Below are 15,919 nucleotides of genomic sequence, written 5' to 3' on the forward strand. Positions count from 1 at the left end.
ATTTTTAAGTTTGTCAATTTTTTTATTCAACTTTTTCCCGCCGCAAAAAGTTGCAAAAAGTGCAAATCTAAAAATAATACTAAATAGTACTAATTATGTTTTACATGTAGAATAAATTGCTAAATTAAGCCTGAAATATAGCCTTTCGCTACCGAAGGTACGCAGAGCGGGAACGACTGTGTGCTTCGCAGGGCTAGTCCACACAAATCTAAAATTTAAAAATTTATTTTTTGACAAATCATATTTGTTTTAGGTATATATTGTTTCATAGGTATTCCTTTTTGTTTATTTGTGCCTATTTAAATTATAAGGAATACCTTCTTTTTTAAACTAAAAGTGTGCAATATCTATGGCTCTTAAATTGCTTTTCATAATTAATGAAGTTGAAATTTTTTTTACTTATACTAAAATAATTATAGATCTGTAATTTTAGAATAGAGTTGTTTCAAACTTATTTTCAAAAATACTCAGAACTTCATACAGTTGTAAAAGAATTGCAATTGCTAAAGATAAACATTAAAAATAGTGTAATTACAATGCTAATATTATAAAACGGAGAACTCATAATGATAAAAAATTTAACAAAAATACTTTTACTTAATATTTTTATTATTCTAATATATTCAGGCATTGCCTACTCAGAAAACAATAAAATATATGTAATAAAAAAACAAGATTTTCAGGAAGTTGACAGATGGTATGCAGGTTATATAAAAAAGGCAATAGACAAAGCAGCTGAAGATAAAGCCAGCTTAATAATATTAGAGCTTGACACACCAGGAGGACTTCTCTCCTCTGCCCTATCAATAAAAAACTATATTATAGAAAGCAAGGTTCCAGTTGCAGTATATATCAATAAAAATGCATTATCTGCAGGGGCTTTAATATCATTAAGTGCCAAAGAAATTTATATGTCTGACGGCAGTGTAATAGGAGCTGCAACTCCAGTATACTTAAATGGAAATGAAAGCAGAAAAGCATCTGAAAAAGAGATAAGTGCTATGCGTGCTGCTATGAGAGCTTCGGCTGAAACTAGTAAAAAAAATATAAAAGCAGCTGAGGCTATGGTTGATGAAACTATTGTTTTAACAAAAGAAAATGACGGTATTGATTTGGATAATAAAACCCTTCTTACTTTAAGTGCTGATGAAGCTGTAAGAATAAATATTGCTGATAATAAGGCTAACTCCATAGAAGAGATTATAAAATTAAAAAATATGAATGATAATTATGAGATAATCACAGTTGAAGAAGAAGAGTACGATACAGTATTAAAGTTCTTACTTAATCCTTTTGTATTAAGTATATTAATATCAATAGGGATTGCTGGAGTATATTTAGAAATAAAAACCCCTGGTTTTGGTGTTGGAGGTGTAACAGCAATAATAGCTTTTGCCGTATTTTTCTTTGCTCAGTTTTTATCAGGAGACAGTAATTTTCTTGCACCTGCAATATTTGTATTGGGACTAATACTTCTAGGTGTAGAAATATTCCTTATACCTGGATTTGGAATCACTGGTATACTTGGCATAATTGGTATATTTTCAAGCATATTTATATCATTTGGTATTCAGAATATAGCAATATCTGTTATAGTTATATTTGCATCTTTAATAATTGATATTATACTTATAATTTTAATAGCTAAGTTTGTAGTAAAATCTAAATCTATGAAAAGAACTGTAATACTTACAGATGATACGTCTGGATATAATACAAGCGTTTCTTATAAAGATTTGCTTAACAAAGAAGGTATTGCTGATACTTATTTAAGACCGTCTGGATTTATTATAATAGATGATAAAAAATATGATGCTATAAGCGACGGAGAGTTTATAGACAAAAATAGTAAATTAAAAGTTATATTAGTAGAAGGCAGTAAAATAGTAGTAAAAAAGATTAATAATTAATTACTTTATTATATACAAAAATATAAGCTGGAAAATATTAAATTTCCAGCTTATTTTTATATAAAAATATATTTAAGCAAGAGAACTAAAAGCTCTAACTGAAGAAATATCTATTCTAAGCTGAAGTACATATCTTTTGCCGTCACGTCCTATAGCATAAGTATATCTGCTTGATAAAGGCGATATACCGCTCATTTGCTGGCTCATTTTTTGAGTATTAACTGCATTTTGAGGTGCTGTGTCTACTCTCTGAGGATTTGCTTGAATCTGCTGCAAAGACTGAGCATTATTAATTTTATTAACTGTCATACCAATACTCCTTTATTCAGTACTTTAGTTGTTAGTATTAACGGTAATATAATAAAAACCTTAATTATTTTATTTTAAACTAAGTTTTAATCTTTTTATTATCTTTATATACAATGGTATAAAATAATTAGCCAAAAAATGTATCAAATGTATTAAATTATACTTTACATTTTATTTACATAAGTATATTTTTTGTAAAATTTGTTTATATATCATTTACAAAATAATAATATTATGCTATACTATATACATAGAGATAATATAAAAACTAACATAAGGAGGAAACAGAATGAAAAAATTAGGTTTTATAACATTAATAACTATGTTTATTGTTAGCATTAATTTATACTGTTTTGACTTAATAGAAGATACATTTGATTTCATATTTGATGATTTAGCCAAAATAATAGGCATAGTAGTAATAATAGCGGCTGGGCTTTATTTCTTTAAAAAGTATATAAAAAAAGATAATAGTTCCAACAACAAAGAGTAAAAGAATAAGAAAATAAATTGGAGAAAGTAATTAATGAAAAAGTTATCAATTTCGGTTTTAGTATATGCTTTTCTTATTATACAAAATAACCTGTACTGTTTTGATTTGATAGATGATGCTTTTGATTTTATAGAAGATATCGGAAAGCTAGTAGGAATAATACTTATGATAGCTGTTGTAATGTATTTCATAAAGAAATTTCTCAAAGATGACAGAACTTCTGGAAATATAAGAAGAAATGATGATGATAGAAATTATAGAAGAAGACGCGATTACTATGATGATGATTATGAAGATGACAGAAGAAGAAAGAGAAGATACGATGATGATGACGATTATGATAATAGAAGAATGAGAAGATATGACGATGAAGATGACAGAAGAGTAAGAAGGTATGATGATTATGATGATGATAATAGAAGAAGCAGAAGATATGACGATGATAATAGAGATGTAAGGAGAAGAGCATCTGACACTGTATCAGAGCGTCAGTATGAATATGATCTAAGAGATTATGACAGAAGAGAAAAAAGACTTCCAAACAAAATTGATGATGATCCTAGATATGAAAAAGTATATGAACTAAAGCCTGAGTACAAATTAAAATCAAACATCAATAAAAAGAAATAAAATAATTATTTGAATGTTTTATAATTATTTATTTTAAGGAGTAGTGCATGAAAAATAATGTAATATTAAAACCTGCTGTAATTGCATTATCATTAGGTGCTTTAGCTATTATATCAATAATAATTGCTGTAGGATTTTTTGGTATGCCTTATAATGTTTTTTATTTATTATATAATTTAGAGAATATAGCTGAAGCAGTATTATTATTATCAATAACAATAGTTGCTTTTGCTTTCTTAATATACTTTATAAAAAATATTTATGATAAAAATACTAATAATGAAAATAAAGAAAATGATGAAAATATAAAAACAGTTAATAAAAATAATGAAAAAAATAAAAAAGTTTTAATTATTGCTTTAGTTGTTTTTGTATTATTATTAGTTGCGGCATTATTTATATTTGCAGGAAGATTTTTTGGTGTATATTATATACTTCATAATTTAGAAGATATTTTTGAGAGTATATTTAAATTAGCATTTACTGCAGCGGCTATAGCTTTTTTAGCAGTATTTTTCAAAAAAGTTTGGAATAAGATTTAAAAGTTAACAATTCATAAAAGGCAGTGTTTAAAAGCATTGCCTTTTTTATTATATCAATAAAAAATATGCGTACAAAAAAATTACTTAATACTTCTCAAATAAAAAATATACATTTTTGTCTTATTACGCTGGAAAATCTTTAGTATATACCTAAACAAATATATTTTGTTAAAATTAGTTTTTATATTTTTATTATTTTTGGGGACTAGCCACAGTCGTGCACGCTCTGCGTGCCTACGAAGTCCAGCGAAAGGCTATATTTCTGACTAAATTTAATAATTTATCCTACATATAAAACATAATTAGTACTATTTAGTATTATTTTTTTACTTGCACTTTCGCGAAGCGTATCCGAGCTTGTCGAGGATATAAGGTTCTTTGACGAATTTTGCAGAGCGTATGCGTCGGGCTTCGTCAAAAGCTGAATAAAAAAATTGACAAACTTAAAAATTTTCAGTATAGAATAAATAAATATAAATCAATTTTTTCAGTTTTAAATAAGTATTAATAAAAAAAGAAGGCACATATTATTAAAATATATGCCCGTATTTATGAAGATATTTTAAGATATTTTATAGTTTAAAGAAGTTCATAGCATCTTGTAATGAATTAGCCTGTACAACCAAATCTTTTGAAGCAGCTTCTGCCTCGCTTACCAATGTATTATTAAGCTGAGTAGCACCGTCCATTTCTGAAACTGCCCTATTAACTTGTTCTACTCCAGACTGCTGCTCTACGGCTGCTGAACTTATTCCTCTCATTATATTAGCTGTTTCATCTATTTTAGCTTTTAAATCTTTAAATATTTCCTGTGATTGTCTTGCTGTTTCTGTAGCTTTATTGATTTTATCATAGGCATTATCTACCAAATCTGTAATATCTTTTACTGATGACTGAGTAGTTTGAGCTAAGTTTCTAACCTCGCTTGCTACTACCGCAAAACCTCTTCCCTGATCTCCAGCTCTTGCTGCTTCTACTGAAGCATTAAGGGCTAAGATATTGGTTTGAAATGCAATGTCTTCTATTATCTTAGTAATATTTCTTATTTTTGTACTAGCTTCATAAACTTCTTCTATATTGGAAGTAGTTTGTATAATAATATCTCCTGCTTCATCTATAGAAGATTTTGAAGATATCATCATATCATTACCAGTTAAAGAATATTCAGTAGAAGATTTTATAGTAGAAGCCATCTGTTCCATAGAGGCTGCTGTCTCCTGAAGGCTGGCTGCCTGTGATTCAGTTCTTTTAGAAAGCTCCATATTTCCTGCTGCTAATTTTTCAGAAGCATTCATTATGCATTCTGAGGCATTATTAACTTCTTTAATAGTTTCTACTAATTTGCTTCTCATATTATTAAAACTCTCAGCAAGAACTCCTATTTCATCTTTTCTAGGCTTTATTTTTTTCTGCGAAGTACTTAAATCGCCTCTTTCTATTCTTTGTGCCTCGTTTACCACTAAAGACAGAGGTTTAGTTATAGAACGTATAAATATATTAATAAATACAGCTATAGAAATTATAGTTATTATACCAAATATAATACCGCCTATTACAGCATTTCTATTTTCAGCAAATATTTCTTCTGAAGTCATAGTCATAGAAGTAATCCATGGAACATACTTCATTTTTGTATAAGATCCCATCATCTTATGATTATTAGCAGTATATGTAACTACGCCTTTAGACAAATTATTATCAAATACGCTTTTATAAACAGAAGGAGCATCTATATTAACCTTATTATAATCAGTATTCATTACTACTTTCAAATTAGGTGTTATTACGTCCAAACCGCCTGTTTCTCCTAATTGTATACCTTCTATGTAGTTTTTATAAAATTCTCTCCAATTAAAAACTGTATATAAATATCCAACCTCTTCATTTCCATTTTTTACAGGAGTAGCAAAAATAAAAGATAATTCACCATTAACTATTGAAGGTACAAGTTCATTACCATAGCTTACACTGCCGTATCCGTATTGTCTATTTTTTAATTTATTCCATATATCAATATTGCTGTCTGTGAATTTAGTGCCTATACATTTTGAATAATCGCTGTCAGCTATTATAATACCATTATTATCAACTATCCCTACATTAATAGAACAGGCATTTTTTTCTCTGAATGTTTTTAATGTAGCATTTAATCTATCAGTTCTTGTATCATCTTTGTATGCAAGATATTCTCCTACTATAGGAACAGAGGCATAAGTTTCTAGTAAATATGACTGTGTTCTAAACCAAGCATCAAATACTGATGAATAGCCTCTTACTGTTGTTTCAAAACCTTCAAATCTGCTTTTAGATATCCCTTTTCCAGCTATTGTAAGGGAAATTATCAGAAGTATTGTTATTAGTATAGTTGTAACAATACAAAGTATTGCAGGCACTTTAAATGCCAAACTGTTGAATCTTTTCATTTCTACTTTCTCTCCATATACAATCAATAAATATTATATAAAATGCAATATAATAATTATTTTCATATCGTCAATAATTTTTTGTATTTATGCCTTTTAATATTGATTTTTATACTTAAAAAGTCGTTATTAAAAAATTATTAAATCCGAAAATCTAAAATAATATAGAATTTATTAAAATAATTTTTATTTTATGGTGCAAACTTATGAATATATTTATAAACGGCAAAGAATTATCAGTAATGCTTGAAAATGAAAAAAATGCTTATGAAATATTAAAACCAATAGAAAGCTGGTGCAATTCTAATGATTTTTTAATAAATAAAGTTAATATAGACGGAAGAGAATTACAGCCATATATAGACGAAGAATATGAAACTATACCTATAGATAATGTTCAAAAAATAGAAGTTGAGGCATTAAGTCATGCAGAATATTCTCTGTATTCTATTATGTCAATTATAGAATATTTGCAGAATGTTTCAAATACTGAAAAAATAAATGAAAAAGATATCCCAGCCTTAAAAGACGGAATGCTTTGGGTGCTCGATTCTGTGCCTAGAACCATATTCCTATTTAATATGAGTTTGGAATCATATAATATAATACATATATTAAAAATGCTTGAGGTAAAATTAGAAAGATTAAACAGCATATCAGAAAGTTTAGACAAAGTTAATGAGTTCTTTAATGATGATTTAAAGCCTTTCTTAAATGAAAAAATGATTCCTGCTATGGAGCTTGTTATAGAAGAAGCGAAGATAAACACTATTGCATTATTTGCAAGCAATATAACAGAAAGTAATGTTTTATATAAAGTTGGAAGTCTGCCTAAATTCTTACCTTTAATTTTAGACATATTAGATTCTATAGTTAATAAACTTCAGTCTGGAAATGATAAAGAGGCTTTTATATATGCTGAAAAATTTTCAAGAATAGTGAGCTTTTCTTTCAGCATACTTTCAAATGCAGCTTCTCTTTATTCTATAGACTATTCTCAAATTTCTTTAAACTCAGTATCTCTCTCTGATGCTATCAATGATTTTAATGAGATGATGAATAATGTGCTTGATGCTTTTGCAAATGAGGATTATATATCAATAGCTGATTTACTTGAGTATGAAATAAAAGACAGAATAGAAAATATTATGAATTATATACCATTAGTAGAGGAATATATTGAAAAACTCAATGTTTGATTTTGAAGAAGATATTAATTCTTTCAAGCCTATGGCTGAGAGAATGCGTCCTCTTTCAATAGAAGAAGTTTTCGGACAGAAGCATATACTTGGCAAAGATAAAACTTTAAGGAAAATGATAGATAATGATAAAATTACTTCTATGGTTTTCTTTGGACCTCCTGGTGTAGGTAAATCTACAGTTGCCTCAATTATCGCAAAAAAAACTAAAAGTGAATATATTAAACTTAATGCTGTTCTTTCAAATGTTTCTGAAATAAGAGAAGCTATTAAAAAAGCTGAGAAAAATTTGGAAAACAGAAAAAAAACTATTCTTTTTATAGATGAGATACACAGATTTAATAAAAGTCAGCAGGACGCACTTCTTCCAGCTGTAGAAAACGGCTCTGTAATACTTATAGGAAGCACAACTCAAAATCCGTACTTTTATCTTAATAATGCACTTCTTTCGCGTATAATGCTTTTCGAGTTTAGAAATCTTGATGACAATGATATAAAAGAAGCTCTATTAAAAGCCATTACCGATAAAAGAGGTTTAGGAGAAGATGATGTTGCTGTAGAAGATGGGGCTATTAGTTTAATAGTACGATATTCTCATGGAGATGTAAGAAAGGCTTTTACATATCTTGAAGCCTCATATTTAGCTACTCAGATAGATGAAACTAAAGAAAAACTTACAATTACAGAAGAAATAGTCAAAGATGTTACAAGCAAGCAGGCTATGACATTTGATGAAGATGAGCATTATAACACAATAAGTGCTTTTATAAAAAGTGTAAGAGGAAGCGATCCTAATGCAGCTGTTTACTATTTAGCAAGAATGCTTGAGGCTGGAGAAGACCCTAGATATATAGCAAGGCGTTTATGTATATTAGCTTCTGAGGATATTGGACTTGCTGAGCCTAATGCTATGAATATTGCCTCTTCTCTTGTAAGTATTATTGATTTTATAGGTATGCCTGAAGGACGTATTCCTTTATCTGAAGTTACTATATATTTAGCTTTATGTCCGAAATCAAACTCTGCTTATAATGCTATTAATAAGGCTATTAGAGATATAAGAAACGGAGAGCTTTATTCTATACCAAATTATTTAAAAGATAATCATTCAGCGTCATTTGATAAAAAAAGTAATGAAGAATATAAATACCCTCATGAATTTCCTTATCATATAGTGAAGCAGGACTATTTAGAGCATGGCATAAAAAAAGAATATTATGAGCCTGTTGATATAGGCGAGGAACGCGAGCTTAAAAAACGTTATGAGTGGATTATGAAGCATATATAATTTATATACCTAAACAACTATATTTTGTCAAAAATTATTTTTTTTTGTTTTTATTATTTGTGGGGACTAGCCCTGCGAAGCACACAGTCGTGCCACACCCCCAGTTCTTTTGTTGGCACAAAGAACCAAAAAGACTGCATTTTTAGTCTAAATCTAGGCTATACCTTAAATTTAATACATATATTTTAAATATAAAACGAAGTCCAGCGAAAGGCTATATTTCAGGCTGAATTTTGTAATTTATTCTACATGTAAAACATAAATTAGTACTATTTAGTATTATTTTTACACTTGCACTTTTTGCAACTTTTTGCGGCGGGAAAAAGTTGAATAAAAAAATTGACAAACTTAAAAATTTTTAGTATATACAAATAAAAAATAAATGAAATATATTTTATGACAAAATATAAAAAATTGTTATCTTAATAAAAGTATAATTGTCATTAATTATTTTAAATATTAAATGAGGATTTTTATTAATGAAAAAAACATTATTTATAATTTTATTTTCGATAATTTTATTATCATGTCAAGAAAAGGTAACAGCTCCTAATAATTCTAGCTCAGAAAGTACAGGAGAATCTGATACTACAGTTCCATCTATAACTCCAGAAGATACAGAACAATATGGTATAGATATAGACACAGCTGCATCAGAAAATGTAAGAGCTGCATTAGTAAAGTATCATACTGATAAAGGTGAGTATAAACTAATATTTAAAGGTAATTCTACCAAAACTTATGATTCACGTAGTAATCTTGGAGCAATAATAGCTGAGGTAAAAGATATTAATGGTATAACAGTATCACTTGAGCATGTGAATTTTATAGACAATAAACTTCCTGATTTTCTATTAGGAGGAGATCAGACTCAAAATAATAATATAACAAAGGTTATTCTTCCTGATACTATAAAAGTTATTGGAAACAAGGTATTTTTTAATTGTTATGCATTAACTGAAATAAATATGCCTAAAAGTTTAACTGAAATAGGTTCTTATTTTATCTATAATACTAAAATAAAAAATATTGATCTTCCTAATGGGCTGACAACAATAAAAGATCATGCTTTTTATGTATCTTCTATAGAAAGTATTAATATACCAGACACTGTAACATCTATAGGTGCAAGTGCTTTTGATTCATGTCAGCAGCTTAAAAGTGTAAAATTACCAAACAATTTGACTATAATAGCAGAAAGTCTTTTTGCAAGCTGTTATAAATTGACAACTATGAATATACCAGAATCTGTTACAAAAATTGAGTCTGATGCATTTTATGTATGCAAAGGTTTGGATAATGTTATATTTGAAGGCAGTCCTAAAATCACATCTATAGGAAATTCAGCTTTTGGTTATTGCAAAGCATTGACATCTATTACAATACCTGCATCCGTTACTTCAATTGGAAATTCTGCTTTTTCTACTTGTGATTTATTGACAACTATAACATTTCTGTCTCAAATACCTCCTTCAATAACAGGTAATAATACTTTTAATAATTCTTCTTCATTAAAAAACATATATGTACCTTATGGAGCAAAAACAGCATACGAAGCTTTAAAAGGTAATAGTTTACCTGCAAATGTGGTTATAACTGAAAATATATAATTAATATTTGTATATATTTGATGGGCATATGTAGTAATGTATTAAAATTATTACATACTGCCTAATATTTTATGTTTTATATTTACAGTATTTAATCTCAAGTAATACAAACTGCCTAGCGTATATACCTAAACAACTATAAAATAATTTACGTATATGTATATTCTTTAGAGAATTTATTAAAATTTTGAATAGTGGGCAATTTACTATTTTTAAATAAGTTGTATAATTTATATAAATTTTATTTAAGGATTTTTATTATGATAGATGTAAAATTAATAAGAGAAAATATTGAATTAGTAGAAGAGAACTTAAGAAAGAGAAGAAGCAAAGTATCTTTGGATAAGTTAAAAGCATTAGAGCATGAAAGACTTAATTTATTAAAAGAAGTAGAACAGGATAGAGCTAAAAAAAATGAGGCTTCTAAAAAAATCGGTGAATGTATGAAAGCAGGCAATAAAGAAGAAGCTGAAAAAATAAAAGAAGATATGAAAAACTTTACAGAATCCTTAAATAAAAAAGAAGAAAAATTAACAGAACTTGAAGAATCGGTTAATAATGAAATACTTTATCTGCCTAATATGCTTTCAGAAGATGTACCAGAAGGCGACGATGAGCATGCTAATAAAGAGATTATAAGATGGGGAGAGCCTCGTAAATTTGATTTTGAAGTAAAAGATCATGTTGATGTAGCATTAGGTCTTGATATACTTGATATTGAAAGAGCTGTAAGAATGGCTAGAACTCGTTTTTCTCTTATGAAGGGCAAAGGGGCTGCTTTAGAGAGAGCATTGATTAACTTTATGCTTAAAAAACACACTTCAGAACATGGTTATACTGAGTATGTTCCTCCTATGCTTGTTAATGGCAGAACTATGACTGGTACTGGTCAGCTTCCAAAGTTTGAAGAGGATTTATTTAAAACTACTGATGATCCTGCTTTATACCTTATACCTACAGCAGAAGTTCCTCTTACAAATATTTACAGAGAAGAGATAATACCAGAAAATATGCTTCCTATATATGCAACAGCTTATACTCCATGTTTTCGTTCTGAGGCAGGCTCTTACGGACGTGATATGAGAGGTCTTATAAGACAGCATCAATTTGATAAAGTAGAGCTTGTTAAGGTATGTGCAGCTGACAAATCTAAAGAAGAACATGAAAAAATGCTTAAAGATGCTGAAAGTATTTTGCAGGCATTAGAACTTCCATACAGAGTTGTAGTACTTTCTTCTGGGGATATAGGTAATGCCGCTTACAAAACTTTTGATATAGAAGTTTGGCTTCCTTCTCAGAACACCTACAGAGAAATATCAAGCGTGAGCAACTGCTGGGACTATCAGGCAAGACGTATGCAGATGAGAACTAGAAGAAACGGTAAAACAGAATTAGTACATACTTTAAATGGTTCTGGTATTGCTGTCGGAAGAACTTGGATTGCTATACTTGAAAATTATCAAGAGGCAGACGGAAGCGTTATTATACCAGAGGCTTTAAGACCGTTTACTGGTTTTGATAAGATAGAAAAGCCTAATTAATACCTTTAATTTAGTAAATAAAAAAATAACTAAGAATAATAAAGTGCATATCTCAAATACGGTATGCACTTTTTTATTGCATTTTTTAACGCACCTCTAACTTTATTCTTTTGCAGAATCAAAATTGTAATTATTAATCAATCTGTATTATAAAAATCGGCTCTGCGTGCGTGGAGAAAAGTTTTAAATTTAAATAACGCTTTGGGTTGGGCATTTTTTGAAGTGAAGACTTAAAAAATTTAATCAAACTAATACTAAAAAATAAAGTTTTTAAATCTAAAAGGGGGGATTAAAGTAAAATTTAAAAATTTATTCTAATTCCCACCCTTTAGATTTCTGAATACTAACTGTTATTTATGGCTCATTTTTATATCTTTACTTTAACTGTCATTCTGGCTGCCCACCCAAGCGATTTTTTAAATTTACAATATTTTTCAACGCACGTTAAATCGATTCTTATACATAAAGTTATTATTAATTCTAATCTGTATTATATATAAATGTTTCATGCTACGTGCGTTTAGGAAGCCTTAAATTTAAATCACGTTTTGGGTGGGTGCTCTTAAAGAAATATAAGCTTATAGATTTAATAAAAACCAATTAAAAAATAAAGATTTTAAATCTAAAAGGGCAGGGATTAAAGTAAATTTTAAAATATATTCTAACTCCCACCCTCTAAATTTTTAAGCGTTATTATATTATTTATATATAATTTTCATCTTTTAGCTTTAACTGTTTTATTCTGGCTACCCACCCAAGTATTCTTTAAATTTTGTAATATTATTTAACGCACGTTTAACTTTATTATTCTAAGCTACGAAAATTATAATTATAAATTAAGCCATATTTTTAAAATTCGTTCTGCGTGCGTGGAGTAAAGTTTTAAATTTAAATAATACTTTGGGCGGGTGCACTTTTTGAAGTGAAGACTTAAAAGATTTAATCAAACTAATACTAAAAAATAAAGTTTTTAAATCTAAAATGGCGGAATTAAAGTAAAGTTTAAAAAAATTATTCTAACTCCCACCCTCTAAATTTTTAAGTGTTATTATGTCATTTATAAATAATTTTCATATTTCAGCTTTAACTGTTATTCTGGCTGCCCACCCAAGTGCGTTATAAATTTATAATTCCATTCAACACACGTTTAACTTTATTCTTAATATGTAATAAAATAGTAATTATTAATAATATATATTAAAAAAATGAGTTGTACGTGCGTGGAGTAAAGTTTCAAAATAATTTTTTATATAATTATTCATTTTATCATATTAGACATGTAATTAACTTTTTACCAATTTTTGCTAATATTTTTTAATATACCCATATACCCTACTTGAAAAATATGTAATATATGATATAATGTTATTGTTAGATTGCTTTAACATTTAAATGATGTATAATTGAATAATTAATTTTTTATAATAAATAAGGATTTTAGTTTTATGAAAATGACTTTAAGAATAGGCGGAATGCACTGTGCTGCTTGTTCTAGGGCAGTAGAGAGAGCATTAAAAAAAACAGAAGGCATTGAAGAAGCTAATGTTAATATAGCTACAGAAAAAGCTGTTCTTAATTTTGACGATAAGAAGTTAAAATATAATGATATAGTAAATGTGGTAGTAAAGGCCGGATATCAGGTAGTAGGTAAAGAGGAAGATCCTGCAGAAATAAAAGCTAAAGAGATAAACGAGCAGAAAATAAGATTGATAGTATCTGCAATATTTTCTATACCGCTTTTTTATATATCTATGGCACCTATGGTTAGTATAGTTAAGTTTCCTATACCTAGTTTTTTGGTTCATCATATTAATCCGCAGGTTTTTTCTATAGCTGCTATACTTTTATGCGTACCTGTTATGATATCGGGCTATAAGTTTTATACATTAGGTTATCCTGCACTTTTTAGAGGCTCACCTAATATGGACTCACTTGTAGCAATAGGTACAACTGCGGCATTTGTTTATAGTATATATTCTAGTATTTTGGCATTTATTGGGCTTAATCCTCATGGTGAAAATCTTTATTACGAGTCAGCTGCTGTTATAATCACATTGGTACAGTTTGGTAAATATTTAGAGGCAAGAAGTAAAGGTAAAACTGGAGAGGCTATAAAAAAACTTATGGGACTTCAGCCTAAAACTGCCGTTATAATAAAAGACGGTGAAGAGAAAGAGATAAAAATTTCAGAAGTAAAAGTTAATGATATAGTTTTGGTGCGACCTGGGGAGAAGATACCTGTTGACGGAGAGATTATAGAAGGATACAGCAGTGTAGATGAATCAATGCTTACAGGTGAGAGCATACCAGTTGAAAAAAGCGTTGGCGATAAAGTTGTTGGTGCTTCAATTAATAAGACTGGAAGTTTTAAGTTTAAGGCTCAGAAAGTTGGTGCTGATACGGCATTAGCTCAGATTATAAAACTTGTAGAAGATGCTCAAGGCTCAAAAGCTCCTATAGCACATATTGCTGATGTTGTATCTTCATACTTTGTACCTGCTGTTATTACTATAGCTTTAATATCTGGTATAATTTGGTTTATAGCTTTGCATAATTTTGTATTTTCTTTAACCGTATTTGTGTCAGTATTAGTTATAGCTTGTCCATGTGCTTTGGGGCTTGCTACTCCTACTGCTATAATGGTTGGTACTGGAAAAGGTGCTGAGCTTGGAATACTTTTTAAAAATGCTGAGGCGTTGGAAGTATCTCAGAAAATAAATGCTGTGATGTTTGATAAAACAGGCACTCTAACAGAGGGTAAGCCTTATGTTACTGATATTATTTCTGATGATAAAGATAAACTTCTTTTAATAGCGGCAAGTGCTGAGAACGGAAGTGAACACCCATTAGGAGAGGCTATAGTAAGGGAGGCTAAAGAAAAAAATATTAAACTCATTGATATAGAAAATTTCAAAGCTATAGCTGGTTTTGGCATAGAAGTTTTTATTGATAATAAAAAAGTATTAATGGGCAATGATAAATTTATGAATAGAGAAAATATAAATACAGAAAATTATCATTCATATATGGATAGCCTTTCAAAAGAGGGTAAAACACCAATGTATGTTGCCTATGACAATAAACTTTTAGGCGTTATAGCTTGTGCGGATAAATTAAAAAAAGAAAGTATTGATGCTATAAGAAGACTTCATAAATTGGGTATAAAAACTGCTATGATAACAGGAGACAATAAAAATACGGCCAATTCGGTTGCCAAAGAAGCAGGTATTGATATTGTGTTTGCAGAAGTTCTCCCAGAGGAAAAATCAAAAGAAGTTAAAAAACTTCAGGACGAAGGCAATATTGTTGCTATGGTGGGAGACGGTATAAATGATGCTCCTGCTTTAACACAGGCTAATGTTGGCATTGCTATAGGAAGCGGTACTGATGTTGCTATAGAGAGTGCTGATATAGTATTAGTAAAATCAAACACCAATGATGTAGTAACAGCAATAGAATTGAGCAAGGCTACTATGCGAGATATTAAACAGAATCTTTTCTGGGCTTTTTGCTACAATGTTATAGGCATACCGATAGCTGCTGGAGTTTTGCATGTATTTAGAGAGCCTTTAATAGCTTCTTCTATAGGAGATTTTTTAGTTTCTATTATGGGTAAGGATTTGCTTTTAAATCCTATATTTGCAGCTCTTGCTATGAGTTTGAGTTCTGTGTCAGTAGTTACTAATGCTTTAAGGCTTAACTTTTTTAAACCAAGTAAATAGAAATACAATTAGTTTATAAAAGCTCATACTTACTCCAAGATCCATAGAAACTTAATTTTATATTTTGATTTCTATGGATCCTTTTTTTAAATACAATTTCATAATCTATACCTAAACAATTATAATTTGTCAAAAAATTATTTTTTTTAATTTTAAATATCTGCAGGGCTTTGCCCACCACGCTGTGTGCTACACAGCACCCCACTTCTTTTGTTGCCACAAAGAAGAAAAAAGGCTATATTTCAGTCTAAA

At 28.9% G+C, this 15,919-nt stretch carries 11 protein-coding genes; 9 read left to right on the forward strand and 2 right to left on the reverse strand.

What is annotated here, in order from left to right:
* Window positions 1–566: 566 nt before the first annotated feature.
* A complete protein-coding gene (locus Q1X91_RS08560) occupies window positions 567–1,910 on the forward strand; it encodes an NfeD family protein (protein WP_300755869.1) in 1,344 nt (447 codons plus the stop codon).
* Between the two features lie 72 nt (window positions 1,911–1,982).
* Here the strand turns inward: Q1X91_RS08560 and Q1X91_RS08565 are convergent, their stop codons facing one another.
* Window positions 1,983–2,219, reverse strand: a complete 237-nt coding sequence (locus tag Q1X91_RS08565) for a hypothetical protein (RefSeq protein WP_300755871.1) — start codon at window positions 2,217–2,219, stop codon at window positions 1,983–1,985.
* A gap of 289 nt (window positions 2,220–2,508) precedes the next feature.
* On the opposite strand from Q1X91_RS08565, the gene Q1X91_RS08570 reads away from it, so the two are divergent.
* The 3 genes from Q1X91_RS08570 to Q1X91_RS08580 are packed head-to-tail and all read left to right on the forward strand — an operon-like array spanning window position 2,509 to window position 3,884.
* Complete coding sequence (locus tag Q1X91_RS08570; RefSeq protein WP_300755873.1) at window positions 2,509–2,712, forward strand: hypothetical protein; 204 nt, start codon at window positions 2,509–2,511, stop codon at window positions 2,710–2,712.
* 33 nt (window positions 2,713–2,745) lie between these two features.
* Window positions 2,746–3,342 (forward strand): hypothetical protein, encoded by a 597-nt coding sequence (locus tag Q1X91_RS08575; RefSeq protein WP_300755876.1) that lies wholly within the window; start codon window positions 2,746–2,748, stop codon window positions 3,340–3,342.
* Window positions 3,343–3,389: 47 nt separating this feature from the next.
* Window positions 3,390–3,884 (forward strand): hypothetical protein, encoded by a 495-nt coding sequence (locus Q1X91_RS08580; protein ID WP_300755879.1) that lies wholly within the window; start codon window positions 3,390–3,392, stop codon window positions 3,882–3,884.
* A 572-nt stretch (window positions 3,885–4,456) separates the two neighbouring features.
* Here the strand turns inward: Q1X91_RS08580 and Q1X91_RS08585 are convergent.
* The gene (locus tag Q1X91_RS08585) at window positions 4,457–6,307 is read right to left on the reverse strand and encodes a methyl-accepting chemotaxis protein (RefSeq protein ID WP_300755881.1); all 1,851 of its coding nucleotides are present in this window, start codon (window positions 6,305–6,307) and stop codon (window positions 4,457–4,459) included.
* A 206-nt stretch (window positions 6,308–6,513) separates the two neighbouring features.
* Between Q1X91_RS08585 and Q1X91_RS08590 the strand changes: the two genes are divergently transcribed.
* The 5 genes from Q1X91_RS08590 (at window position 6,514) to Q1X91_RS08610 (ending at window position 15,667) form a co-directional block, all read left to right on the forward strand.
* Window positions 6,514–7,506 (forward strand): hypothetical protein, encoded by a 993-nt coding sequence (locus Q1X91_RS08590; RefSeq protein WP_300755884.1) that lies wholly within the window; start codon window positions 6,514–6,516, stop codon window positions 7,504–7,506.
* Window positions 7,499–8,794: a replication-associated recombination protein A gene (locus Q1X91_RS08595; RefSeq protein WP_366945508.1), complete on the forward strand. Its 1,296-nt coding sequence runs from the start codon at window positions 7,499–7,501 to the stop codon at window positions 8,792–8,794. Before Q1X91_RS08590 ends, Q1X91_RS08595 begins: the two co-directional genes overlap by 8 nt.
* A 479-nt stretch (window positions 8,795–9,273) precedes the next feature.
* On the forward strand, window positions 9,274–10,404 hold the full coding sequence (locus Q1X91_RS08600) for a leucine-rich repeat domain-containing protein (protein WP_300755889.1): 1,131 nt from the start codon (window positions 9,274–9,276) through the stop codon (window positions 10,402–10,404).
* Window positions 10,405–10,664: 260 nt separating this feature from the next.
* A complete protein-coding gene (serS, locus tag Q1X91_RS08605) occupies window positions 10,665–11,945 on the forward strand; it encodes a serine--tRNA ligase (RefSeq protein ID WP_300755891.1) in 1,281 nt (426 codons plus the stop codon).
* A gap of 1,445 nt (window positions 11,946–13,390) precedes the next feature.
* Window positions 13,391–15,667, forward strand: coding sequence for a heavy metal translocating P-type ATPase (locus tag Q1X91_RS08610; RefSeq protein ID WP_300755893.1), 2,277 nt, complete (start codon window positions 13,391–13,393; stop codon window positions 15,665–15,667).
* Window positions 15,668–15,919 lie beyond the last annotated feature (252 nt).

Source organism: uncultured Brachyspira sp., from assembly GCF_949287625.1.
In the GTDB taxonomy this organism is placed as follows: Bacteria; Spirochaetota; Brachyspiria; order Brachyspirales; family Brachyspiraceae; genus Brachyspira.

Excerpts from the sequence above, each read along its gene's own strand:
- Q1X91_RS08560 (WP_300755869.1), top strand. The coding sequence starts at position 567 with ATGATAAAAAATTTAACAAAAATACTTTTACTTAATATTTTTATTATT.
- Q1X91_RS08565 (WP_300755871.1), bottom strand. The coding sequence starts at position 2,219 with ATGACAGTTAATAAAATTAATAATGCTCAGTCTTTGCAGCAGATTCAA.
- Q1X91_RS08570 (WP_300755873.1), top strand. The coding sequence starts at position 2,509 with ATGAAAAAATTAGGTTTTATAACATTAATAACTATGTTTATTGTTAGC.
- Q1X91_RS08575 (WP_300755876.1), top strand. The coding sequence starts at position 2,746 with ATGAAAAAGTTATCAATTTCGGTTTTAGTATATGCTTTTCTTATTATA.
- Q1X91_RS08580 (WP_300755879.1), top strand. The coding sequence starts at position 3,390 with ATGAAAAATAATGTAATATTAAAACCTGCTGTAATTGCATTATCATTA.
- Q1X91_RS08585 (WP_300755881.1), bottom strand. The coding sequence starts at position 6,307 with ATGAAAAGATTCAACAGTTTGGCATTTAAAGTGCCTGCAATACTTTGT.
- Q1X91_RS08590 (WP_300755884.1), top strand. The coding sequence starts at position 6,514 with ATGAATATATTTATAAACGGCAAAGAATTATCAGTAATGCTTGAAAAT.
- Q1X91_RS08595 (WP_366945508.1), top strand. The coding sequence starts at position 7,499 with ATGTTTGATTTTGAAGAAGATATTAATTCTTTCAAGCCTATGGCTGAG.
- Q1X91_RS08600 (WP_300755889.1), top strand. The coding sequence starts at position 9,274 with ATGAAAAAAACATTATTTATAATTTTATTTTCGATAATTTTATTATCA.
- serS (WP_300755891.1), top strand. The coding sequence starts at position 10,665 with ATGATAGATGTAAAATTAATAAGAGAAAATATTGAATTAGTAGAAGAG.
- Q1X91_RS08610 (WP_300755893.1), top strand. The coding sequence starts at position 13,391 with ATGAAAATGACTTTAAGAATAGGCGGAATGCACTGTGCTGCTTGTTCT.